The following is a 20317-nucleotide window of genomic DNA, read 5'->3' on the forward strand; positions in this document are numbered from 1 at the left end:
CTGTCGTCGCGTGTGGGGGCACACGGCTGTCGGCGACGTTTCCAGTCTTGGCCACTCACGCCGATATTCCGGTATGCGATCCTACTGCTCGGCTCCGGAAGACCGAAGTCGCGGCCGTGGGCAGACGAAAGGCCCCACTCGGTCTTTCGCCGAGTGGGGCCTTTCGTCGTGCAGGCGGGAGTTCGCCTAGCGGTAGTTGATGAACTGCAGGTCGAGATCGAGGTCGGCGCCCTTCAGCAGCGCGATGACCGACTGCAGGTCGTCGCGGCTCTTGGACTGCACGCGCAGTTCGTCGCCCTGGATCTGGCTCTTGACGCCCTTGGGGCCCTCGTCGCGGATGATCTTGCCGATCTTCTTCGCGTTCTCCGAGGAGATGCCGTCCTTGAGCGTCGAGACGATGCGGAACTCCTTGCCGCTGGCGAACGGGTCGCCCGACTCGAGGCTCTTCAGCGAGATGCCGCGCTTGATGAGCTTGGACTGGAACACGTCGAGCACGGCCTTCGCCCGCTCCTCGGTGTTCGCGATGATCAGGATGCTCTCGCCGCTCCAGGCGATCGACGCACCCGTGCCCTTGAAGTCGTAGCGCTGCTCGATCTCCTTGCGGGCCTGGTTCAGGGCGTTCTCGGCCTCCTGATGATCCACCTTCGAGACGATGTCAAAAGAACTGTCAGCCATGGTTTCATCCTACTCAGGGGCTCAGTGCGTACACATTGTCGGAGATCCTGGTTGCTCCGTCCGGAGTGGGGTAGTCGTCCGGCACCGTCGTGAAGTGACCCGCCGGTCCGCTCATCTCCACAGGACCGCGCTCCCCGCCGCAGCCCATGCCCCACTCGTCCTCGTCGCGGTAGGCGAGTACGCAGACCGTCGACGGCTCGACGCCCCGCAGCAGCCAGATCGAGCTGCCGGAGTGCTCGCCGACCAAGCGCGCCGAAGAGAGGTCGGCGACGTCGCCGGAGTCCTGCTCGACCACCCCGTCCGGCACGGTGTCCGCAGCCTCCGCGTCTCGATTCAGCACAGCGTAGTTCGTGGCGAACGCGGTGCAGCCGCTCAGGGCGATCGCCGACAGCGTCAGGAGGAGACCCGCCGCTGTTCGCGCGACACGAAGGGAACGATCCGTCATCCCCCCAGTCTACGAGCGCTCCCTGTCGAGTCCTGTGGAAGCGTTTTCACACCCGACGCTTCCGATCTTCCCGGTCACGGGTTGGTATCGACGCTCTTCTTCGTTGCAAAAGGAGTCGTATCCGATGCATACTGTAAGCGCTTGCAGTCTGTGCAGGCCACCAGCACCGAGAGAGGCACACACCAATGAAGGTGAACAAGAGGGGCATCGCCGCCGCAGGCGCGATCGCCATCGTTTCGACTCTGACGCTTGCCGGCTGCTCCGCAGGGACCAGCGGCGACGACACCTCCGACTCCAAAGGCAGCGGCAAGCTGGTCGTCTGGGTCGACGCCGAGCGCGTGGACGCGCTGCAGACCGCGGCGGACTCCTACGAGGACAAGACCGGCGTCAAGGTCGAGCTCGTCGGCAAGTCGGTCGACGACATGAAGGACGACTTCATCCAGCAGGTCCCGACCGGCAAGGGCCCTGACGTGGTCATGGGTGCGCACGACTGGCTGGGCGAGCTCTCGACCAACGGCGTCGTCGCGCCGATCGAGCTCGGCGACAGCTCCGAGGACTACCTTCCGGTCGCGCTGCAGGCCGCAACGTACGAGGGCACCGTCTACATGCTTCCGTACGCGGTCGAGAACATCGCCGTGCTGCGCAACGCCGACCTCGTCCCGGCCGCTGCGACCAGCTTCGACGACATGGTCTCGAAGGGCACCTTCGTCGTCGAGCAGGGCGCCGAGGGCAACCCGTACCACCTGTACCCGTTCCAGACCGCGTTCGGTGCCCCGGTCTTCGGCACCGATGACTCGGGCAGCTACGACCCCACCGACCTGCAGCTCGGCAGCGAGGGCGGCTTCGCCTTCGCCGACTGGCTGGGTGCGCAGGGCGCCGCGGGCGTGCTGAACACCGACGTCGACGGCGAGATCGCCAAGCAGCAGTTCCTCGACGGCACGGCCGCCTTCTGGCTGACCGGCCCGTGGAACGTGGGGGCCGCAACCGACGCCGGCATCAACGTCGCGATCGACCCGATCCCCAGCCCGACCGGTGAGACCGCTTCGCCGTTCGCCGGCGTCAAGGGCTTCTTCGTCAGCTCCGAGTCGAAGAACAAGGTCGCCGCGAACGACTTCCTCGTCAACTACATCGGCACCGAAGACGTGCAGCTCGAGCTGTTCAAGGCCGGCAACGTCCTGCCGGCGCTCACCGCTGCCGCCGACACCGCGGCGTCCGACCCGATCATCGCCGGCTTCCAGGCCGTCGGCGAAGACGCCGTGCCGATGCCGGCCATCCCGGCCATGGGCGCGGTGTGGGAATTCTGGGGCGTGGCCGAGGCCGCGATCATCAACGGCGCGGACCCGAAGACGACGTGGCAGAAGCTCGTCGACGACGTGACCGCCGCGATCAAGTAACAGCCATCACACTGACCCTGCCGGGGTGGACTCCTCCGTCCGCCCCGGCAGGATCATGACGAGGACGACATGACTGACATCGACGAGCGCACCGCTCCTCCGACCAGACGCCAGCGCCAGGCCGCGAAGATCGCCGAGGCGGCATCCGGCCCGATCGGCTGGATGCTGCTGAAGATCCTCCTGCTGGCCGTCGTCGACGCGATCGCCCTGTATGCGGCGTTCGTGCTCTTCGCCCACCAGGAGTGGCTGATCCTCGGCATCGTCGTCGTGGTCGCCGTCCTCGTCAACTACATCTACTTCTCCCGCAAGCGCATCGCGGCGAAGTACCTGACGCCCGGCATCATCTTCCTGATCCTGTTCCAGGTGTTCACGCTGCTCTACACCGGCTACATCGGGTTCACGAACTACGGCACCGGGCACAACGGCACGAAAGACCAGGCCATCTCCTCTCTCCTCGCGTCGGCGCAGGAGCGGGTCGAGGATTCGCCCACCTACCCGGTGACGGTCGTCGAGCAGTTCGGCACCTACGGTCTTCTCGTCACCGACCCGGACTCCGGCGACGCGCTTCTCGGCACGGCCGAGCAGCCGCTCGAAGAGGTCGACGCGCAGTTCGAGGGCGGACAGGCCGTCGCGGTCGACGGCTGGACGACGCTCCCGCTGGCCACCGTGTTCACCCTCTCGGAAGAACTCGAGAAGCTGTCGGTCCCCTTCAGCGACGACCCGAACGACGGCAGCCTGCGCGCGCCGGACGGGCAGAAGGGGTACCTCTACGTCTCGACGCTCGAGTACGACGAGGCCGCCGACACCATCACCGACACCACCACGGGCACGGTGTACGCCGACACGGGTGACGGAGCCTTCACCGCCGACGACGGAGAGCAACTGCTGCCCGGCTGGCAGACCACGGTCGGCTTCGACAACTTCGTGCGCGCGGTCACCGACTCCTCGATCCGCGGACCGCTCATCTCGGTGACGGTGTGGACCTTCGCGTTCGCGCTGATCTCGGTCGCGACGACATTCTTCCTCGGGCTCCTGCTCGCGTTGGTGTTCAACAACACCCGGATGCGGTTCCGCAACGGGTACCGGATCATCCTGATCCTTCCTTACGCGTTCCCCGCGTTCCTGTCCGCACTCGTCTGGGCCGGCATGATGAACGAGAGCTTCGGCTTCATCAACCAGGTCATCTTCGGGGGAGCGGACATCCCCTGGCTCACCGATCCGACGCTGGCCAAGGTGTCGGTGCTGCTGGTGAACCTATGGCTGGGCTTCCCCTACATGTTCCTGGTCTGCATGGGCGCCCTGCAGGGCATCCCGGAGGACGTGAACGAGGCCGCCGTGATGGACGGCGCGAATCCGTGGCAGGTCTTCCGGCGGATCAAGCTGCCGCTGCTGCTCGTCACGGTCGCGCCGCTGCTGATCTCGTCGTTCGCGTTCAACTTCAACAACTTCAACCTGATCTACATGCTCACCAACGGCGGGCCGCGCTTCAGCGACGTGTCCATCCCGGTCGGGCACACCGACATCCTGATCTCGATGGTCTACAAGGTGGCCTTCACCGGGCAGACCCGTGACTACGGCCTGGCTTCGGCGTTCACCATCCTGATCTTCATCGTGGTCGCGACCATCTCGATCATCAGCTTCCGCAAGACCAAGGCCCTCGAGGAGCTGAACTGACATGAGCACCACTCGCTCCACCACCGCTCACGCTGCCACCGATGGGCCGAGTCTCGCCCCGCGTCGCCGCAGCTTCGGTGCCTGGTTCGCCGATACCGGATGGCGGCATCTCGTCGCGATCGTGGTCAGCGCCTTCGCCTTGTTCCCGCTTCTGTACGTCGTCTCGGCGTCGCTGAACCCGAAGGGGACGCTGACCGGATCGAACCAGCTGTTCTCCGCGATCGGGATCGACAGTTACGTGCGCATCCTGAGCGACCCGCAGAACCCGTACGGCATGTGGTTCCTCAACACCCTGCTGATCGCCGTCGTGACCGGGGCGGTCACGGTCTTCATCGGCGCCTGCGCGGCGTATGCCTTCTCGCGTATGCGGTTCGCCGGGCGCCGCGTCGGGCTCGTCACGATCGTGGTCGTGCAGATGTTCCCGCAGCTGCTCGCGGTCGTCGCGATCTTCCTGCTCATGTCGACGCTGGGGGACTGGTTCCCCGCCATCGGCCTGAACACCCACACCGGCCTGATCCTGGTCTACCTCGGCGGCGCGCTCGGTGTGAACACGTACCTGATGTACGGGTTCTTCAACACGATCCCGAAGGAGATCGACGAGGCCGCTCGCATCGACGGCGCCGGTCACGCACGCATCTTCTTCACCATCATCCTGCGCCTGGTCGCGCCCATCCTCGCGGTGGTCGGACTGCTCTCCTTCATCGGCACGGTCAACGAGTATGTGATCGCGAGCGTCATGCTCGTCGACGTGGAGCAGCAGACGCTGGTCGTCGGGCTCACCAAGCTCGTCGCGAACCCGCGCTATGCGGACTGGTCGGCGTTCTCCGCGGGCGCCGTGATGGCGGCAATCCCGGTGATGATCCTGTTCCTCTTCCTGCAGAAGTACATCGTCGGCGGTCTCACCGCGGGCGCGACGAAGGGCTGACCGCCCTGCGGCGCACTCGGCACGGATCCGTGTCGGAGGTAACGTGCATCGCATGGTAGCTTGTCATGCATGACAGCTGATGTCGGATCGCAGATGCGCAAAGGGGTGGTCGAGTACTGCGTGCTCGGACTCCTCGCGCGTGAGCCGATGTACGGCTGGCAGCTGGCCGATGCGCTCACCGGCGCCGGGCTGATCGCCAGCATCGGCACGCTCTACCCGCTGCTGGGACGGCTGCGGGACAACGGTTGGGTCAGCACGTTCGACCTGCCGTCGGAGAGCGGGCCCGTGCGCAAGTACTACCGGCTCACCGAGTCGGGTATCGAGCAGCTCGAGCGCTTCCGAGTGCAGTGGACCCCGTTCGCCCGTGTGGTGACGGGCATCGTCGGAGAGGGACGACCATGACAGAGACGACAGCAGACACCCTGCGCGAGGAGTACCTCGCCCGGCTCGACGAGGCGATGCGCGGGCTTCCGCACGGCGTCGCGTCGGACATCCGCGGCGGAATCGTCGAAGAGCTGCAGGGCCTCGACGCCGCGGAGACCGCCGCGCGGATCGCTCGACTCGGTGATCCGGTGGCCATCGCGAGGGAAGCGCAGGATGAGGTGCCGGCGAGCCCCACCATCATGGTCGCCGCGCCGGTGGCGGCCCCGCCCGCGCCCCGACCGTCGACGACATCGACGCGCGGCTTCGCGATCGCCGCCGCATTGACGCTGAGCTTCGGCGGTTTCCTTCTTCCGGTGCTCGGATGGTTCGTCGGCGCGGTGCTCGTCAGCATCAGCACCCTCTGGAAGACGTGGGAGAAGGTCGTGGCGATCATCGTGCCGTTCGTCTTCGGAGCGCTCTCGTTGTTCCTGGTGCAGTTCATGAGCTTCGTCGAGTTCAGTTCGACCGGAAGTTCCTCCGGCACCGGCACCCCACCCGAGGAGGTCGTGAACAACCCGCTGCTGCCGAGCTTCAGCGCCTGGCATGCGCTCCTCCTCCTCGGGTTCCTCCTGATCCCGGCGTCGGGTCTCTGGCTGCTCTGGCGGCTCCGGGGGCGAACCGCTCGCTGAGCCGCACCAACCCATGCGCGAGCATGCTCGGCGTTGCGCCCGGCCAGTATCCCGGTCGGGCCATAGCGTGGAGGCATGGCACGGGTGGCGGGGCGCAATCTGGCGATGAGCTGGTTCGCCGGCATCGTGTGCGCCGGAGTCATCGGGGCGCTGATCTGGCTGTCCCTCCCGATCCTTCCCGCTCTCGCGGAGTTCGCGGGGACCGCGCTTCGCAACGCCCTTCCATGATGGTCCGCCACGAGGCATCGACGCGCGTATCCCGACACGTCGGCACGCCTGCGTCGGGGGCCGTTCGCCCGGCGGTACCCTCACAATGCACGTATCCGATGAGAGGCGCACCCCATGAGTGACCCCGACGCTCCCCAGCCCGAGAAGCCGACTGACGTCGACGACGTCGTCGGCAGCGCGAACGCCGGCCTCGACGCCGCCGCCGCCGCGGGTGCGGATGTTCCCGGTTCCGCCGATGCGCCGGAGAACCGGCCGGCCGAACCGGTCGACGAGAAGGCCGGCGACCCCGACCTCGCCGCATTCGAAGCCGCCGAGCGCGACCACCCGGGGACGTTCGCATCCCCGCCCCCGGCCGTCGTGTCGTCCCCGGCCGTCGAATCGCGTGAGAGCGTGCGCGACGTCAGAGCCGAGGCCGACGCGGAGGCCGCGTCGTTCTTCCCCGAGCCGGTCGTGGGCGAGCCCGTGCCGTTCGGCCACGAACAGTCCGGTCTCGCTGGTGCCGCCTACGCCCAGTACGGCGACGAGGCCGAGACTCGCATCGTCCCGTCGGAGCCGCTGGTCGGTGCGACCGGCGCGGCGCAGCCCCAGCCCATCTTCGTGCAGGCGCCCGAGCCGCCCCGCGACCGCGGCAACCGCGGCACCGCCGGCCTCATCGGCCTGCTCGCGACCCTCGTCTTCGCCGTGCTCTACCTCGGCACGGCCCTGGGCCTCGGCGCGATCGCCGGCGATGTGAACGGCGAGAACATCGGCGAAGCCGCGCTCGCGCCGCTGATGACGTGGGGATACTGGACGCCGGTCGTCGTCTTCTTCCTCGGCTTCTGGCTGCTCGGCGCGATCATCAACCGCGGTCGCTGGGGGCTCTGGGTCGTCTTCGGCATCATCGTCGGTGTCATCGCCTATGCGGGCCACATCCTCGGACAGCTGTTCGAGGCGCCGTTCTGGAAGCTCACGTCGTCTCAGGGACTCGAGTTGGTCGGCGAGCAGCTGCTCGCCCCGCTCGCGATCGCCGCGTTCGTGTTCGCCCGTGAGCTGACCATCTGGTTCGGCGCGTGGGTCTCCCGCAGCGGCGCGCGCAAGACCGAACTGAACGCCGAGGCGCAGCGCGAGTACGAGCGCACCCTCGAAGCCGGTCCGACACTGTCGAGGTAATCACGCACTCCACCACGCCGAACCCCCGCGGGCCCGAGTCCGCGGGGGTTTCGGCTGTCCTGGCGGTGGTCCTCGCGACGATCGGCTTCTTCGCGCTCGCGGTGTTCGGGCTCGGGGCGCTCAGCGTGGCCACCGACACCGACATCATCGCGGTTCCGGGGTTGGGGCAGGCACCCGGTGCGATCGGGATGCTGTCGGCGGTCGTCGTCTTCGCGCTCATGCTGTGGTCGACGCTCCGACGGGGTAACCCGTCCTACGTGGCGACCGTCGCGATCGCCCTCCTCGCCGGGATCACGCATCTCGCGGCGGTGTGGATCACGGTGCTGATCGGTTCGTCCGACCTCGTGATAGCCACTGCCGTCGCGGGTGACCTCGTCCGCGGCGGTGCGAGTGCGGTGCTGGTGGTCGCGGGGCTGATCGCCGCGTGGGGCGGTATCGCCCTTCGGCGCACCCGGGCGGAACATCCGCGCTGGCCCTGGGAGCGCGACGACGACGGCGAGTGACGCGGTCGCCCCGCCGCGACGAGCGACATCGCGGCGACGGCGTGCGACGCGCCGTACGCTGGTGGGGTGGAGCGCTCATTGGAGACGCAGGTCGACCAGGCCGTCGAGACCTGGTTGCGCTGGGTGCCGCGCTGGGAGCCGGCGACCCACCGCGGTCGCGTCGCGCCATGCCGCCGCTGTCTGGGATCACCGATCCTCTCGGCGGCGGGAATCGGCGCGAACACCCCGCACGGCGTGCAGCACGGACTCTCGACACGCATCAAGACCATCGTCGACCACGCCGTCGCGGACTACACGGCCCGGAATCTCCCCATGCTGCAGCGCGAGCTCGATCAGCAGGCGGCCCGCAATCGTGCCCGCAGCTACCGCCCTGCCGAAGACCTCGATCCGGAGTTCGACGGCCTCCCGCTCGACCCCGAGCCGGTTCCCGGCGCGCCGTTCCTGTTCACCATCGCCGGGCTCGCCGACGACTCGGCCGCAGAGCTCCCGGCGCTGCCGCCTCTCACCGAGGAGGCCAAGATCGCCCTCCGGCAGGAGGTCGCCCTCGCCGACGAGTACGCCAACATGGTCGGGCGAGAGATCTGCGGCATCCTGCTGCGCCATCGGATCCACATCCAGGCAGCCATCTCCCAGCACGTCGAACCGCAGATCGAGGCACTGCTCGCCGAGTTGACGGAGTCTCTGGACTCGCCGTTCGACCCCGACGTGCCGTGACCCCGGGCGCTGGCCCCACCGGCGCCCGGCGCCTGCGCTCATTTGACCCCCACGTTACGCGGCATTACACTTGATCAGGTGTGTGCACGTCTTGACGTGCGCACTGGGCGTCGGCACCATGCCGGTCCGCCCCCACGGCATACCCACCACACCAAAAGCTCGTCGATTCCGGCGTGCCGGTGGGGCATGATGTGAAACCCATCACGCTGTCACCGTGCAGCACTATGAGGAGAGAACGTGCCAACCATTCAGCAGTTGGTTCGCAAGGGTCGCTCGCCGAAGGTCACCAAGACCAAGACGCCAGCCCTGAAGTCGAACCCGCAGCAGGCCGGGGTCTGCACCCGCGTCTACACCACCACCCCGAAGAAGCCGAACTCGGCGATGCGCAAGGTCGCCCGTGTGAAGCTTCGCAACGGCACCGAGGTCACCGCGTACATCCCCGGTGAGGGCCACAACCTGCAGGAGCACTCGCTGGTGCTCGTGCGTGGCGGTCGTGTGAAGGACCTCCCCGGTGTGCGTTACAAGATCGTCCGTGGCGCCCTGGACACCCAGGCAGTCAAGAACCGTAAGCAGGCTCGTTCCCGCTACGGCGCGAAGAAGGGTTGAGTTAGATGCCTCGTAAGGGTCCCGCCCCTAAGCGCCCCGTCGTCAACGACCCGGTATACGGCGCTCCGATCGTCACCTCGCTGGTGAACAAGATCCTCGTCGACGGCAAGAAGTCGCTGGCCGAGTCGATCGTCTACGGCGCCCTCCGCGGCGTCGAGGCGAAGAACGGCGGCCAGGATGCTGTCGCCACCCTCAAGAAGGCGCTCGACAACGTGCGCCCCACCCTCGAGGTCCGCAGCCGCCGCGTCGGTGGCTCGACCTACCAGGTGCCGATCGAGGTCAAGCCGCACCGTGCGAACACTCTCGCGCTGCGCTGGCTCGTCAGCTACGCCAAGGGCCGTCGTGAGAAGACGATGACCGAGCGTCTCCAGAACGAGATCCTCGACGCGTCGAACGGCCTGGGTGCCGCGGTCAAGCGCCGCGAGGACACTCACAAGATGGCCGAGTCGAACCGCGCGTTCGCTCACTACCGCTGGTAAACAGCTTCGCCCGCCCCTCGGCCACTCGCCGAGGGGCGGGCACCCCCTCTTCGCAGTACGACTGCTCCAAAAGATAAGGACACTCCTGTGGCACAAGACGTGCTCACGGACCTGAGCAAGGTCCGCAACATCGGCATCATGGCGCACATCGATGCCGGCAAGACCACGACGACCGAGCGCATCCTGTTCTACACGGGCGTCAACCACAAGCTCGGCGAGACGCACGATGGCGCCTCGACCACCGACTGGATGGAGCAGGAGAAGGAGCGCGGCATCACGATCACGTCTGCCGCCGTGACCTGCTTCTGGAACAACAACCAGATCAACATCATCGACACCCCCGGTCACGTGGACTTCACGGTCGAGGTGGAGCGTTCGCTCCGCGTCCTCGACGGTGCCGTCGCCGTCTTCGACGGCAAGGAGGGCGTCGAGCCCCAGTCCGAGACCGTGTGGCGTCAGGCCGACAAGTACAACGTTCCCCGCATCTGCTTCGTCAACAAGATGGACAAGCTCGGCGCGGACTTCTACTTCACCGTCGACACCATCATCAACCGTCTGGGCGCGAAGCCCCTCGTCATCCAGCTGCCCATCGGCGCGGAGAACGACTTCGTCGGCGTCATCGACCTGGTCGAGATGCGCGCGCTGGTGTGGGCCGGAGACTCCAAGGGTGACGTCACCATGGGCGCCTCCTACGAGATCCAGGAGATCCCGGAAGACCTCAAGGAGAAGGCGGCCGATTACCGGCAGCAGCTCCTCGAGACCGTCGCCGAGACCGACGACGCGCTGCTCGAGAAGTTCTTCGGTGGCGAAGAGCTCACGGTCGCCGAGATCAAGGGCGCGATCCGCAAGCTGACCGTCGCCTCGGAGATCTACCCGGTGCTGTGTGGCTCCGCTTTCAAGAACCGTGGTGTCCAGCCGATGCTCGACGCGGTCGTCGACTACCTCCCGAACCCGCTCGACGTGGGCTCGATCGAGGCGCACGACCCCAAGGACTACGACACGATCATCGAGCGTCACCCCGACGCGAATGACCCGTTCGCAGCTCTCGCGTTCAAGGTCGCCGTGCACCCGTTCTTCGGTCGCCTCACCTACGTCCGCGTCTACTCGGGTCACCTCGACTCCGGTTCTCCGGTCATCAACTCGACCAAGAACAAGAAGGAGCGCATCGGGAAGATCTTCCAGATGCACGCCAACAAGGAGATCCCGGTTCCCTCGGTCACCGCCGGCAACATCTACGCGGTCATCGGTCTGAAGGACACCACCACGGGTGACACCCTCACCGACCCGGCGTCTCCGGTCGTCCTCGAGTCGATGACGTTCCCCGAGCCCGTCATCGAGGTCGCGATCGAGCCGAAGACCAAGGCCGACCAGGAGAAGCTGGGTGTCGCCATCCAGAAGCTCGCTGAGGAGGACCCGACCTTCCGCACGGAACTCAACCCCGAGACCGGTCAGACGACCATCAAGGGCATGGGCGAGCTTCACCTCGACATCCTCGTCGACCGCATGAAGCGCGAGTTCAACGTCGAGGCCAACGTCGGCAAGCCCCAGGTGGCGTACCGCGAGACGATCAAGAAGATCGTCGAGAAGCACGACTACACGCACAAGAAGCAGACCGGTGGCTCCGGCCAGTTCGCGAAGATCCAGTTCACCATCGAGCCGATGGACCTGGACTCCGAGAAGACCTACGAGTTCGTGAACGCCGTCACCGGTGGTCGCATCCCTCGTGAGTACATCGGCTCGATCGATGCCGGTTTCCAGGACGCGATGAACGTCGGAGTCCTCGCGGGCTACCCGATGGTGGGCGTCAAGGCCACCATCACCGATGGTGCGGCTCACGACGTCGACTCCTCGGAGATGGCGTTCAAGATCGCGGGTTCCATGGGCTTCAAGGAGGCCGCACGCCGTGCCAACGCCGTGCTGCTCGAGCCGCTGATGGCCGTCGAGGTCCGTACTCCTGAGGAGTACATGGGCGACGTCATCGGCGACTTGAACTCGCGTCGTGGCCAGATCCAGTCGATGGAAGACGCCGCCGGCGTCAAGGTCGTCCGTGCTCAGGTTCCGCTGTCCGAGATGTTCGGCTACATCGGCGACCTGCGCTCGAAGACCTCGGGTCGTGCCGTCTACTCCATGGAGTTCCACAGCTACGCTGAGGTTCCCCGCGCTGTGGCCGACGAGATCGTCCAGAAGACCAAGGGCGAGTAATCGCCCTTCTGGGTACCCCGCGGCGCCGAGCGCGGCGAAGCGCTGCGGGGTTCCCAGGTCCCCTACAACTTCACATTCCCTCTCTACTAAACTGAGAACCTAAACCCGTAGAGAACCGGTCGCAAACCAGTGCCCGGTCACCTTTACAACGACGTCCTGAGGAGGACCCAGTGGCTAAGGCCAAGTTCGAGCGGACCAAGCCGCACGTCAACATCGGAACCATCGGTCACGTTGACCACGGCAAGACCACGCTCTCCGCAGCGATCTCGAAGGTGCTTGCTGACAAGTTCCCGTCCGACACCAACGTGCAGCGTGACTTCGCTTCCATCGACTCGGCGCCGGAAGAGCGCCAGCGTGGAATCACCATCAACATCTCGCACATCGAGTACGAGACCCCCAAGCGCCACTACGCTCACGTCGACGCCCCCGGCCACGCCGACTACGTCAAGAACATGATCACCGGTGCTGCTCAGATGGACGGCGCGATCCTCGTGGTCGCCGCCACCGACGGCCCGATGGCTCAGACGCGTGAGCACGTGCTGCTCGCCAAGCAGGTCGGCGTGCCGTACCTGCTGGTCGCGCTGAACAAGTCGGACATGGTCGACGACGAGGAGATCCTGGAGCTCGTCGAGCTCGAGGTCCGCGAGCTGCTCGCAGCCCAGGGCTTCGACGAGGACGCTCCTGTCGTCCGCGTCTCGGCTCTCAAGGCTCTCGAGGGCGACGAGAAGTGGACCCAGGCGATCCTGGACCTCATGCAGGCTGTCGACGACAGCGTTCCGGACCCGGAGCGTGACCGTGACAAGCCGTTCCTGATGCCCGTCGAGGACGTCTTCACGATCACCGGTCGTGGAACCGTCGTCACGGGTCGCGCCGAGCGTGGCACGCTGGCCATCAACTCCGAGGTCGAGATCGTCGGACTCCGTCCGACCGTCAAGACCACGGTCACGGGTATCGAGATGTTCCACAAGCAGCTCGACGAGGCCTGGGCCGGCGAGAACTGTGGTCTCCTGCTCCGTGGCACGAAGCGTGAGGACGTCGAGCGCGGTCAGGTCATCGTCAAGCCGGGTTCGGTCACGCCGCACACCGACTTCGAGGGCACCGCGTACATCCTGTCCAAGGACGAGGGTGGGCGTCACAACCCCTTCTACACGAACTACCGCCCGCAGTTCTACTTCCGCACCACCGACGTCACCGGCGTCATCTCGCTGCCCGAGGGCACCGAGATGGTCATGCCCGGCGACACCACCGACATGACGGTCGAGCTGATCCAGCCGATCGCCATGGAGGAGGGCCTCGGCTTCGCCATCCGTGAGGGTGGACGCACCGTCGGCGCCGGTACGGTCACGAAGATCGTCAAGTAAGTACCTGCTTCCTCACAGAGGGGTCGGACCTTCGGGTCCGGCCCCTCTGTGTTTTGTATCGTGTCGGGAGTTTCCTCCGCGCGCCAAGACGTGCACAATGATCTCGTCGGCCTCTTCGTCGACGCACACCTGAGAAGGGGATTCACATGGGTATCGATGACGCGGTGAACAAGGGCAAAGACCTCTACGAGCAGAACAAGGACAAGATCGCCGAGGCCGTCAAGAGCGACCAGGCCGAGGACATCAGCGACAAGGTCCTCGATGGCGTCGCGGACTTCGCGAAGAAGATCGCTCCGGGTGCCGCCGACAAGATCGACGAGATCCGGGACAGCGCGGACAAGTCCGTCGGCAACGAGTAACAGCCCCGCACTCTTCGAGCGGCGATCCACCACCCGGTGGATCGCCGCTTTCGTATACAGAGGCACGCCCCGTTCGATCTGGTGGTCGTCAAATGTGGCGGATTCGCAGATGTATCGAGTAGGATCGTCTCGACCGCCTGGGGATCTTGCGGTCGGGGAAGCCGAAGGGGTTCGGTTTCCCGAAGCACGCGGGCTTTCCGCGTTGAAACTGGGGATAAGCGATCTTGGGGATCATCGTGCGACGCGCGCACTCTGTGCGCCTGAGCGTCACCCTGCCTGCGCGGCGGGTCTTCAGCCGCGCCCTCGAACGAGGAGTTCGGCGTCCCTTCACGCCGGGCTACTCGCGTTCGGTGTGCCCCCTCGCACTGAACGCCCTCCCCAAGCGGGGCGAGGCATGGGGATGCCTCGCCCCGCTATCTCCCTCCTTCTGACCCGGATTTCGACGTCCGTCATCGGCTCTGCGAGAGGCGCGACACGCCCGGGTTTGCAGAAGTGAAATCAGCCGTGGCAGAATAGACAGGTTCGATATTCCGTCGCCGCTGTGCGTGCGCCGGATCACTGCCAGGGCAGTGCATAGACGGCGGTTCCTCATGGGGGCTGCAGGGTTCTAGGCCGCGGGTAGCAGAACACACACCCCGACACCCTTCTCACCGAGGGGTTCGCCGTGCGCGGCGGAGGTCGGGCATCCGGTCGCCTCGCGGCGTCCGGCTGACAGAAGAACAGTGGTGCAGCAGATCGACTCGAGAGAGCCGTTCTCGTGCCGAGGCGCGAACAGCGCCGACGTGCGTCCAATGCCCCAGGGCCACCCGGTCCCGGACGGTATGACGCCTAAAGAGAGAGAGCAGACAATGGCGGGACAGAAGATCCGCATTCGCCTGAAGTCGTATGACCACGAGGTCATCGACACGTCCGCACGCAAGATCGTCGACACCGTGACCCGTGCGGGTGCGACCGTCGTCGGACCCGTGCCCCTTCCGACCGAGAAGAACGTCGTGTGCGTCATCCGGTCGCCGCACAAGTACAAGGACAGCCGCGAGCACTTCGAGATGCGCACCCACAAGCGTCTGATCGACATCGTCGACCCGACGCCCAAGGCCGTCGACTCGCTGATGCGTCTCGACCTGCCTGCCGATGTCAACATCGAGATCAAGCTCTGAGGTCGGACATGGTTGACATCAACTCCAAGATTTCCAAGGGCATGCTGGGCACGAAGCTCGGTATGACCCAGGTCTGGAACGAGAGCGGCAAGCTCGTTCCCGTCACCGTCATCGAGCTCGCCTCGAACGTGGTCACGCAGATCCGTACGCCCGAGAAGGACGGCTACAACGCCGTGCAGATCGCGTACGGCCAGATCGACCCGCGCAAGGTGAACAAGCCCCTCACGGCTCACTTCGAGGCAGCCGGCGTCACGCCGCGTCGTCACGTCACCGAGATCCGCACCGCGGACGCCGGCGACTACAGCCTGGGCCAGGAGCTCACGGTCGACGGCACCTTCGAAGCCGGCCAGCTCGTCGACGTCGTCGGCACGAGCAAGGGCAAGGGCTTCGCCGGTGTCATGAAGCGTCACAACTTCAAGGGCGTCTCGGCTTCGCACGGTTCGCACCGCAACCACCGCAAGCCCGGCTCGATCGGCGCATCGTCGACCCCGAGCCGCGTCTTCAAGGGCATGCGCATGGCCGGCCGTATGGGTGGCGAGCGTGTGACCGTCCTCAACCTCACGGTGCACGCCGTCGACATCGAGAAGGGTCTGCTGCTCGTCAAGGGCGCCGTCCCCGGTGCTCGTGGCCGCATCGTCTATGTCCGCAACGCAGTGAAGGGTGCCTGAACATGGCTGACTCCACTCTCGCGCTCGACGTCCTCAAGGCAGACGGCAAGAAGGCAAGCTCCATCGAGCTTCCCGCCGCGCTGTTCGACGCCAAGACGAACATCCCGCTCATCCACCAGGTCGTCGTCGCGCAGCTCGCGGCGGCTCGCCAGGGCACGCACTCGACCAAGCGTCGTGGCGAGGTCTCCGGTGCCGGCCGCAAGCCCTTCAAGCAGAAGGGCACGGGTAACGCCCGTCAGGGTTCCATCCGCGCGCCGCACATGACCGGTGGTGGCATCGTCCACGGCCCGAAGCCGCGTGACTACTCGCAGCGCACCCCCAAGAAGATGATCGCCGCCGCCCTGCTGGGCGCGCTCAGCGACCGCTTCCGCGGTGACCGCATCCACGCCATCGAGTCCTTCGGGATCGACGGCACGCCCTCGACGAAGACCGCGGTGAACTTCCTCACCAACGTCGTCTCGTCGAAGAACGTGCTTGTCGTGATCGAGCGCAACGACGACGTGACGCTGAAGAGCATCCGCAACCTGTCGAACCTGCACGTGCTGACGTTCGACCAGCTCAACGCATACGACGTGCTCGTCTCCGACGACATCGTCTTCACCCAGGCCGCGCTCGAGGGCTTCATCGCCTCCAAGTCCGGCGCCAACCAGGAGGTCTCCGCATGAGCGAGCAGGCATCTGTTCTCCAGACGGCCCTGAACAAGGACCCGCGCGACATCATCCTGAAGCCGGTCGTGTCCGAGAAGAGCTACGGGCTCATCGATGAAGGAAAGTACACCTTCCTCGTCGACCCGCGCGCTTCGAAGACCGAGATCAAGCTCGCCATCGAGAAGATCTTCGGCGTCAAGGTCGCAGGGGTCAACACCCTCAACCGCGTCGGCAAGGCTCGCCGCACCCGCTTCGGCACCGGCAAGCGCAAGGACACCAAGCGCGCCATCGTCACCCTGAAGTCGGGCACCATCGACATCTTCACGGCAATCGGCTGATCCGGGGGATAAGGACAATAATGGCTATTCGCAAGTACAAGCCCACGACCCCGGGCCGTCGCGGCTCGTCGGTGGCTGACTTCGCCGAGATCACTCGATCGACGCCGGAGAAGTCGCTGCTACGCCCGCTCTCGAAGACCGGTGGTCGCAACAACCAGGGCCGCATCACGACCCGTCACATCGGTGGTGGCCACAAGCGCCAGTACCGCGTCATCGACTTCCGTCGTAACGACAAGGACGGCGTCAACGCCAAGGTCGCTCAAATCGAGTACGACCCCAACCGCACCGCGCGCATCGCGCTGCTGCACTACTTCGACGGTGAGAAGCGCTACATCCTCGCTCCGGCGAAGCTGAAGCAGGGCGACGTCGTCGAGTCGGGTGCCGGGGCTGACATCAAGCCGGGCAACAACCTCCCGCTGAAGAACATCCCCACGGGTACCGTCATCCACGCGATCGAGCTCCGCCCCGGCGGCGGCGCGAAGATGGCACGTTCGGCCGGTGCATCCGTCCGCCTCGTCGCCAAGGACGGCAACTTCGCCCAGCTGCGTCTCCCCTCGGGCGAGATCCGCAACGTCGATGCGCGCTGCCGCGCGACCATCGGCGAGGTCGGCAACGCCGAGCAGTCGAACATCAACTGGGGTAAGGCCGGCCGCATGCGCTGGAAGGGCGTCCGCCCGACCGTGCGTGGTGTCGCGATGAACCCGGTGGATCACCCGCACGGTGGTGGTGAGGGTAAGACCTCTGGTGGTCGTCACCCCGTCTCCCCGTGGGGCCAGGCTGAGGGTCGTACCCGTCACGCCAACAAGGAAAGCGACAAGTACATCGTGCGTCGTCGTAACGCCGGCAAGAAGCGTAAGTAGGAGTAAGAGAAGATGCCTCGCAGTCTTAAGAAGGGCCCCTTCGTCGACGATCACCTGCTTCGCAAGGTGGTCGTGCAGAACGAAGCCGGCACCAAGAACGTCATCAAGACCTGGTCCCGTCGGTCCATGATCATCCCGGCCATGCTGGGTCACACGATCGCGGTCCACGACGGACGCAAGCACATCCCTGTGTTCGTGTCCGAGACCATGGTCGGTCACAAGCTGGGCGAGTTCGCGCCCACCCGCACCTTCCGCGGCCACGAGAAGGACGACAAGAAGGGGCGGCGCCGCTAATGGTCGAATCGATCGCACGCGTGCGACACATCCGCGTGACCCCTCAGAAGGCTCGTCGTGTCGTCGCGCTCATCAAGGGCAAGCAGGCCCAGGAGGCTCTGGCGATCCTGAAGTTCGCGCAGCAGAGCGCCAGTGAGCCGATCTACAAGCTTGTCGCGTCGGCCATGGCCAACGCGCAGGTCAAGGCAGATCGCGACGGCGAGTTCCTCGACGAGAAGGACCTGTACGTGGCCAACGCGTACGTCGACGAGGGCACCACGCTCAAGCGTTTCCAGCCCCGTGCACAGGGTCGCGCTTTCCAGATCAAGAAGCGCACGAGCCACATCACGGTCGTGCTCTCGACGCCTGAGGCAGCTCCGGCCGCCACGGGCGACAGCAACAAGAAGGCGAGCAAGTAATGGGACAGAAGGTAAACCCGTACGGCTTCCGTCTCGGCATCACGACGGACCACGTCTCGCGTTGGTTCTCTGACTCGACGAAGCCGGGTCAGCGTTACGCCGACTACGTCGCCGAGGACATCAAGATCCGCAACCTGCTCAAGACGCAGCTCGACCGCGCCGGTGTCTCGAACATCGAGATCGAGCGCACCCGTGACCGCGTCCGCGTCGACATCCACACCGCCCGTCCGGGCATCGTGATCGGTCGTCGTGGCGCCGAGGCCGAGCGCATCCGCGGCGACCTCGAGAAGCTCTCGGGCAAGCAGATCCAGCTGAACATCCTCGAGGTCAAGAACCCCGAGGCTGACGCTCAGCTCGTCGCACAGGGCATCGCCGAGCAGCTCTCTGCTCGTGTGGCGTTCCGTCGTGCGATGCGCAAGGGTCTGCAGGGCGCTCAGCGCGCCGGCGCCAAGGGCATCCGCATCCAGGTCTCCGGCCGCCTCGGCGGCGCCGAGATGAGCCGTTCGGAGTTCTACCGCGAGGGTCGTGTGCCGCTGCACACGCTTCGCGCGAACATCGACTACGGCTTCTACGAGGCGAAGACCACCTTCGGCCGTATCGGTGTGAAGGTCTGGATCTACAAGGGCGACCTGACCGCCAAGGAGCTCGCTCGCGAGCAGGCAAACGCACCCAAGGCTCGTCGTGACGACCGTGGTGGCGACCGCCGCCGTGCCCCGCGCAACGAGGCACCTGTCGCAGAAGGAGCGTCGGCATAATGCTCATCCCCCGTAAGGTCAAGTTCCGCAAGCAGCACCACCCGGGTCGCTCGGGCCAGGCAACCGGCGGCACGAAGGTCTCCTTCGGCGAGTACGGTATCCAGGCTCTGACCCCCGCTTACGTGACGAACCGTCAGATCGAGTCCGCTCGTATCGCGATGACCCGTCACATCAAGCGTGGTGGAAAGGTGTGGATCAACATCTACCCCGACCGTCCGCTCACGAAGAAGCCTGCTGAGACCCGCATGGGTTCCGGTAAGGGTTCCCCCGAGTGGTGGGTCGCCAACGTCAAGCCGGGCCGTGTCCTCTTCGAGGTCGCGGGTGTCGACGAGGAGCTCGCACGCGAAGCTCTGACCCGTGCAATTCACAAGCTGCCTCTCAAGGCACGCATCATCAAGCGCGAGGAGGGCGACGCGTAATGGCGATCGGCACCAAGGAGCTCGCCCCGGCAGAGCTCGATACATTCGAAGACCAGCGCCTCGTCGAGGAGCTGCGCAAGGCCAAGGAGGAGCTGTTCAACCTCCGTTTCCAGTCGGCCACCGGCCAGCTGGAGAGCCACGGCCGCATCCGCGCCGTCAAGCGCGACATCGCGCGTCTCTACACGGTGATCCGCGAACGTGAGCTGGGCATCCGTGCGACGCCCGCTCCGGTCGAGGTCCCCGCGAAGAAGGCGACCAAGTCGAAGGCGAAGAAGGCGGACTCCGCCGACGACGCCGTGAAGGAAGAGGCTGAGTGATGGCCACCAAGAAGGAAGCGACTGTGGAGACGCAGGCCGCAGGACACGAGTCGTCCGAGCGCGACGTCCGCGACTCCGCTGCCCGCGGTTACCGCAAGGCACGTCGCGGCTACGTCGTCAGCGACAAGATGGACAAGACCATCGTGGTCGAGGTCGAGGACCGCGTGAAGCACCCGCTTTACGGCAAGGTCATCCGCCGCACCTCGAAGGTCAAGGCGCACGATGAGGCGAACTCCGCCGGCATCGGCGACCTGGTCCTGATCAACGAGACCCGCCCGCTGAGCGCCACGAAGCGCTGGCGCCTGGTGGAGATTCTGGAGAAGGCCAAGTGATTCAGCAGGAATCCCGACTCAAGGTCGCCGACAACACCGGCGCCAAGGAGCTCCTCACGATTCGCGTCCTCGGTGGCTCGAAGCGTCGTTACGCCGGTCTCGGCGACACCATCGTCGCGACCGTCAAGGACGCGATCCCCGGTGGCAACGTGAAGAAGGGCGACGTCGTCAAGGCGGTCATCGTCCGCACCAAGAAGGAGGTCCGTCGTCCGGACGGCTCCTACATCAAGTTCGACGAGAACGCCGCAGTGATCCTGAAGAACGACGGGGAGCCCCGCGGCACCCGTATCTTCGGGCCGGTCGGTCGTGAGCTTCGCGACAAGAAGTTCATGAAGATCGTCTCGCTGGCGCCGGAGGTCATCTAAT

At 65.8% G+C, this 20317-nt stretch carries 28 protein-coding genes; 26 read left to right on the plus strand and 2 right to left on the minus strand.

All coding sequences use genetic code 11. The features are described 5' to 3' along the window. Positions 1-186: 186 nt before the first annotated feature. Together J7E45_RS15370 and J7E45_RS15375 are read right to left on the minus strand one after the other, a co-directional pair. The gene (locus J7E45_RS15370) at positions 187-675 is read right to left on the minus strand and encodes a YajQ family cyclic di-GMP-binding protein (RefSeq protein WP_091029487.1); all 489 of its coding nucleotides are present in this window, start codon (positions 673-675) and stop codon (positions 187-189) included. A 13-nt stretch (positions 676-688) separates the two neighbouring features. Then, positions 689-1120: a hypothetical protein gene (locus tag J7E45_RS15375; RefSeq protein WP_215070446.1), complete on the minus strand. Its 432-nt coding sequence runs from the start codon at positions 1118-1120 to the stop codon at positions 689-691. Between the two features lie 185 nt (positions 1121-1305). On the opposite strand from J7E45_RS15375, the gene J7E45_RS15380 reads away from it, so the two are divergent. The 26 genes from J7E45_RS15380 to rplN all read left to right on the plus strand — a co-directional run bounded on the left by J7E45_RS15380 (position 1306) and on the right by rplN (position 20316). Further along, positions 1306-2514: a maltose ABC transporter substrate-binding protein gene (locus J7E45_RS15380; protein WP_215070447.1), complete on the plus strand. Its 1209-nt coding sequence runs from the start codon at positions 1306-1308 to the stop codon at positions 2512-2514. Between the two features lie 69 nt (positions 2515-2583). Continuing rightward, positions 2584-4188, plus strand: coding sequence for a maltose ABC transporter permease MalF (gene malF / locus J7E45_RS15385; RefSeq protein WP_215070448.1), 1605 nt, complete (start codon positions 2584-2586; stop codon positions 4186-4188). A 1-nt stretch (position 4189) separates the two neighbouring features. Next, the gene (locus J7E45_RS15390; RefSeq protein ID WP_091029502.1) at positions 4190-5113 is read left to right on the plus strand and encodes a sugar ABC transporter permease; all 924 of its coding nucleotides are present in this window, start codon (positions 4190-4192) and stop codon (positions 5111-5113) included. Between the two features lie 69 nt (positions 5114-5182). Continuing rightward, positions 5183-5515 carry a PadR family transcriptional regulator gene (locus J7E45_RS15395; protein WP_215070449.1) on the plus strand — a complete coding sequence of 111 codons (333 nt, stop codon included), beginning with the start codon at positions 5183-5185 and terminating at the stop codon, positions 5513-5515. After that, positions 5512-6165 carry a hypothetical protein gene (locus tag J7E45_RS15400; RefSeq protein WP_091029505.1) on the plus strand — a complete coding sequence of 218 codons (654 nt, stop codon included), beginning with the start codon at positions 5512-5514 and terminating at the stop codon, positions 6163-6165. The genes J7E45_RS15395 and J7E45_RS15400 overlap by 4 nt, the downstream gene beginning before the upstream one ends. A 75-nt stretch (positions 6166-6240) precedes the next feature. Next, positions 6241-6393, plus strand: coding sequence for a hypothetical protein (locus tag J7E45_RS15405; RefSeq protein ID WP_167381524.1), 153 nt, complete (start codon positions 6241-6243; stop codon positions 6391-6393). Positions 6394-6507: 114 nt separating this feature from the next. After that, entirely contained in the window at positions 6508-7542 is a 1035-nt protein-coding gene (locus J7E45_RS15410; RefSeq protein ID WP_215070450.1) for an ABC transporter, read from the plus strand. A gap of 65 nt (positions 7543-7607) precedes the next feature. Beyond that, on the plus strand, positions 7608-8045 hold the full coding sequence (locus tag J7E45_RS15415; protein ID WP_215070451.1) for a hypothetical protein: 438 nt from the start codon (positions 7608-7610) through the stop codon (positions 8043-8045). Between the two features lie 66 nt (positions 8046-8111). Further along, a complete protein-coding gene (locus J7E45_RS15420; protein ID WP_208617610.1) occupies positions 8112-8759 on the plus strand; it encodes a spermidine/putrescine ABC transporter substrate-binding protein in 648 nt (215 codons plus the stop codon). Between the two features lie 237 nt (positions 8760-8996). Then, positions 8997-9365: a 30S ribosomal protein S12 gene (gene rpsL / locus J7E45_RS15425; protein ID WP_028502478.1), complete on the plus strand. Its 369-nt coding sequence runs from the start codon at positions 8997-8999 to the stop codon at positions 9363-9365. Positions 9366-9370: 5 nt separating this feature from the next. After that, positions 9371-9844 (plus strand): 30S ribosomal protein S7, encoded by a 474-nt coding sequence (rpsG, locus tag J7E45_RS15430; RefSeq protein ID WP_028502477.1) that lies wholly within the window; start codon positions 9371-9373, stop codon positions 9842-9844. Between the two features lie 87 nt (positions 9845-9931). Then, positions 9932-12046, plus strand: coding sequence for an elongation factor G (fusA, locus tag J7E45_RS15435; protein ID WP_308162151.1), 2115 nt, complete (start codon positions 9932-9934; stop codon positions 12044-12046). A gap of 170 nt (positions 12047-12216) precedes the next feature. Next, entirely contained in the window at positions 12217-13407 is a 1191-nt protein-coding gene (tuf, locus tag J7E45_RS15440) for an elongation factor Tu (RefSeq protein ID WP_028502475.1), read from the plus strand. A 146-nt stretch (positions 13408-13553) separates the two neighbouring features. Next, complete coding sequence (locus J7E45_RS15445; protein ID WP_091029523.1) at positions 13554-13766, plus strand: hypothetical protein; 213 nt, start codon at positions 13554-13556, stop codon at positions 13764-13766. A gap of 848 nt (positions 13767-14614) precedes the next feature. Next, on the plus strand, positions 14615-14923 hold the full coding sequence (gene rpsJ, locus J7E45_RS15450; protein ID WP_017201594.1) for a 30S ribosomal protein S10: 309 nt from the start codon (positions 14615-14617) through the stop codon (positions 14921-14923). Positions 14924-14931: 8 nt separating this feature from the next. Beyond that, on the plus strand, positions 14932-15591 hold the full coding sequence (rplC, locus tag J7E45_RS15455) for a 50S ribosomal protein L3 (protein ID WP_056312872.1): 660 nt from the start codon (positions 14932-14934) through the stop codon (positions 15589-15591). A gap of 2 nt (positions 15592-15593) precedes the next feature. Further along, the gene (gene rplD, locus J7E45_RS15460; RefSeq protein WP_091029526.1) at positions 15594-16256 is read left to right on the plus strand and encodes a 50S ribosomal protein L4; all 663 of its coding nucleotides are present in this window, start codon (positions 15594-15596) and stop codon (positions 16254-16256) included. After that, the gene (gene rplW, locus J7E45_RS15465; protein ID WP_017829206.1) at positions 16253-16576 is read left to right on the plus strand and encodes a 50S ribosomal protein L23; all 324 of its coding nucleotides are present in this window, start codon (positions 16253-16255) and stop codon (positions 16574-16576) included. Before rplD ends, rplW begins: the two co-directional genes overlap by 4 nt. A 20-nt stretch (positions 16577-16596) precedes the next feature. Further along, entirely contained in the window at positions 16597-17436 is an 840-nt protein-coding gene (gene rplB / locus J7E45_RS15470) for a 50S ribosomal protein L2 (RefSeq protein WP_215070453.1), read from the plus strand. A gap of 12 nt (positions 17437-17448) precedes the next feature. Next, positions 17449-17730, plus strand: a complete 282-nt coding sequence (gene rpsS, locus J7E45_RS15475) for a 30S ribosomal protein S19 (protein WP_017829205.1) — start codon at positions 17449-17451, stop codon at positions 17728-17730. Beyond that, positions 17730-18128 (plus strand): 50S ribosomal protein L22, encoded by a 399-nt coding sequence (gene rplV, locus J7E45_RS15480; protein ID WP_091029532.1) that lies wholly within the window; start codon positions 17730-17732, stop codon positions 18126-18128. The genes rpsS and rplV overlap by 1 nt, the downstream gene beginning before the upstream one ends. Further along, the gene (gene rpsC, locus J7E45_RS15485) at positions 18128-18883 is read left to right on the plus strand and encodes a 30S ribosomal protein S3 (RefSeq protein WP_017201587.1); all 756 of its coding nucleotides are present in this window, start codon (positions 18128-18130) and stop codon (positions 18881-18883) included. The genes rplV and rpsC overlap by 1 nt, the downstream gene beginning before the upstream one ends. Next, the gene (rplP, locus tag J7E45_RS15490; RefSeq protein WP_017829203.1) at positions 18883-19302 is read left to right on the plus strand and encodes a 50S ribosomal protein L16; all 420 of its coding nucleotides are present in this window, start codon (positions 18883-18885) and stop codon (positions 19300-19302) included. Before rpsC ends, rplP begins: the two co-directional genes overlap by 1 nt. Further along, entirely contained in the window at positions 19302-19619 is a 318-nt protein-coding gene (rpmC, locus tag J7E45_RS18110; protein ID WP_045278747.1) for a 50S ribosomal protein L29, read from the plus strand. The genes rplP and rpmC overlap by 1 nt, the downstream gene beginning before the upstream one ends. Continuing rightward, entirely contained in the window at positions 19619-19951 is a 333-nt protein-coding gene (gene rpsQ, locus J7E45_RS15500) for a 30S ribosomal protein S17 (protein ID WP_215070455.1), read from the plus strand. The genes rpmC and rpsQ overlap by 1 nt, the downstream gene beginning before the upstream one ends. Next, complete coding sequence (gene rplN / locus J7E45_RS15505) at positions 19948-20316, plus strand: 50S ribosomal protein L14 (protein ID WP_017201583.1); 369 nt, start codon at positions 19948-19950, stop codon at positions 20314-20316. Before rpsQ ends, rplN begins: the two co-directional genes overlap by 4 nt. Position 20317: the final 1 nt, after the last annotated feature.

Origin of the sequence: Microbacterium sp. ISL-59 (assembly GCF_018613945.1) — a bacterium.
Taxonomy (GTDB): domain Bacteria; phylum Actinomycetota; class Actinomycetes; order Actinomycetales; family Microbacteriaceae; genus Microbacterium; species Microbacterium oxydans_B.

Bases quoted from the DNA above. Each gene is read 5' to 3' on its own strand.
- rpmC (WP_045278747.1), top strand. From the start codon at position 19,302: ATGGCGATCGGCACCAAGGAGCTCGCCCCGGCAGAGCTCGATACATTC.
- J7E45_RS15380 (WP_215070447.1), top strand. From the start codon at position 1,306: ATGAAGGTGAACAAGAGGGGCATCGCCGCCGCAGGCGCGATCGCCATC.
- malF (WP_215070448.1), top strand. From the start codon at position 2,584: ATGACTGACATCGACGAGCGCACCGCTCCTCCGACCAGACGCCAGCGC.
- rpsS (WP_017829205.1), top strand. From the start codon at position 17,449: ATGCCTCGCAGTCTTAAGAAGGGCCCCTTCGTCGACGATCACCTGCTT.
- J7E45_RS15390 (WP_091029502.1), top strand. From the start codon at position 4,190: ATGAGCACCACTCGCTCCACCACCGCTCACGCTGCCACCGATGGGCCG.
- rpsJ (WP_017201594.1), top strand. From the start codon at position 14,615: ATGGCGGGACAGAAGATCCGCATTCGCCTGAAGTCGTATGACCACGAG.
- rplW (WP_017829206.1), top strand. From the start codon at position 16,253: ATGAGCGAGCAGGCATCTGTTCTCCAGACGGCCCTGAACAAGGACCCG.
- J7E45_RS15445 (WP_091029523.1), top strand. From the start codon at position 13,554: ATGGGTATCGATGACGCGGTGAACAAGGGCAAAGACCTCTACGAGCAG.
- rplV (WP_091029532.1), top strand. From the start codon at position 17,730: ATGGTCGAATCGATCGCACGCGTGCGACACATCCGCGTGACCCCTCAG.
- rpsC (WP_017201587.1), top strand. From the start codon at position 18,128: ATGGGACAGAAGGTAAACCCGTACGGCTTCCGTCTCGGCATCACGACG.
- J7E45_RS15410 (WP_215070450.1), top strand. From the start codon at position 6,508: ATGAGTGACCCCGACGCTCCCCAGCCCGAGAAGCCGACTGACGTCGAC.
- rplP (WP_017829203.1), top strand. From the start codon at position 18,883: ATGCTCATCCCCCGTAAGGTCAAGTTCCGCAAGCAGCACCACCCGGGT.
- rplC (WP_056312872.1), top strand. From the start codon at position 14,932: ATGGTTGACATCAACTCCAAGATTTCCAAGGGCATGCTGGGCACGAAG.
- J7E45_RS15370 (WP_091029487.1), bottom strand. From the start codon at position 675: ATGGCTGACAGTTCTTTTGACATCGTCTCGAAGGTGGATCATCAGGAG.
- rpsG (WP_028502477.1), top strand. From the start codon at position 9,371: ATGCCTCGTAAGGGTCCCGCCCCTAAGCGCCCCGTCGTCAACGACCCG.
- rpsQ (WP_215070455.1), top strand. From the start codon at position 19,619: ATGGCCACCAAGAAGGAAGCGACTGTGGAGACGCAGGCCGCAGGACAC.
- J7E45_RS15400 (WP_091029505.1), top strand. From the start codon at position 5,512: ATGACAGAGACGACAGCAGACACCCTGCGCGAGGAGTACCTCGCCCGG.
- J7E45_RS15395 (WP_215070449.1), top strand. From the start codon at position 5,183: ATGACAGCTGATGTCGGATCGCAGATGCGCAAAGGGGTGGTCGAGTAC.
- J7E45_RS15375 (WP_215070446.1), bottom strand. From the start codon at position 1,120: ATGACGGATCGTTCCCTTCGTGTCGCGCGAACAGCGGCGGGTCTCCTC.
- rplB (WP_215070453.1), top strand. From the start codon at position 16,597: ATGGCTATTCGCAAGTACAAGCCCACGACCCCGGGCCGTCGCGGCTCG.
- J7E45_RS15405 (WP_167381524.1), top strand. From the start codon at position 6,241: ATGGCACGGGTGGCGGGGCGCAATCTGGCGATGAGCTGGTTCGCCGGC.
- rplD (WP_091029526.1), top strand. From the start codon at position 15,594: ATGGCTGACTCCACTCTCGCGCTCGACGTCCTCAAGGCAGACGGCAAG.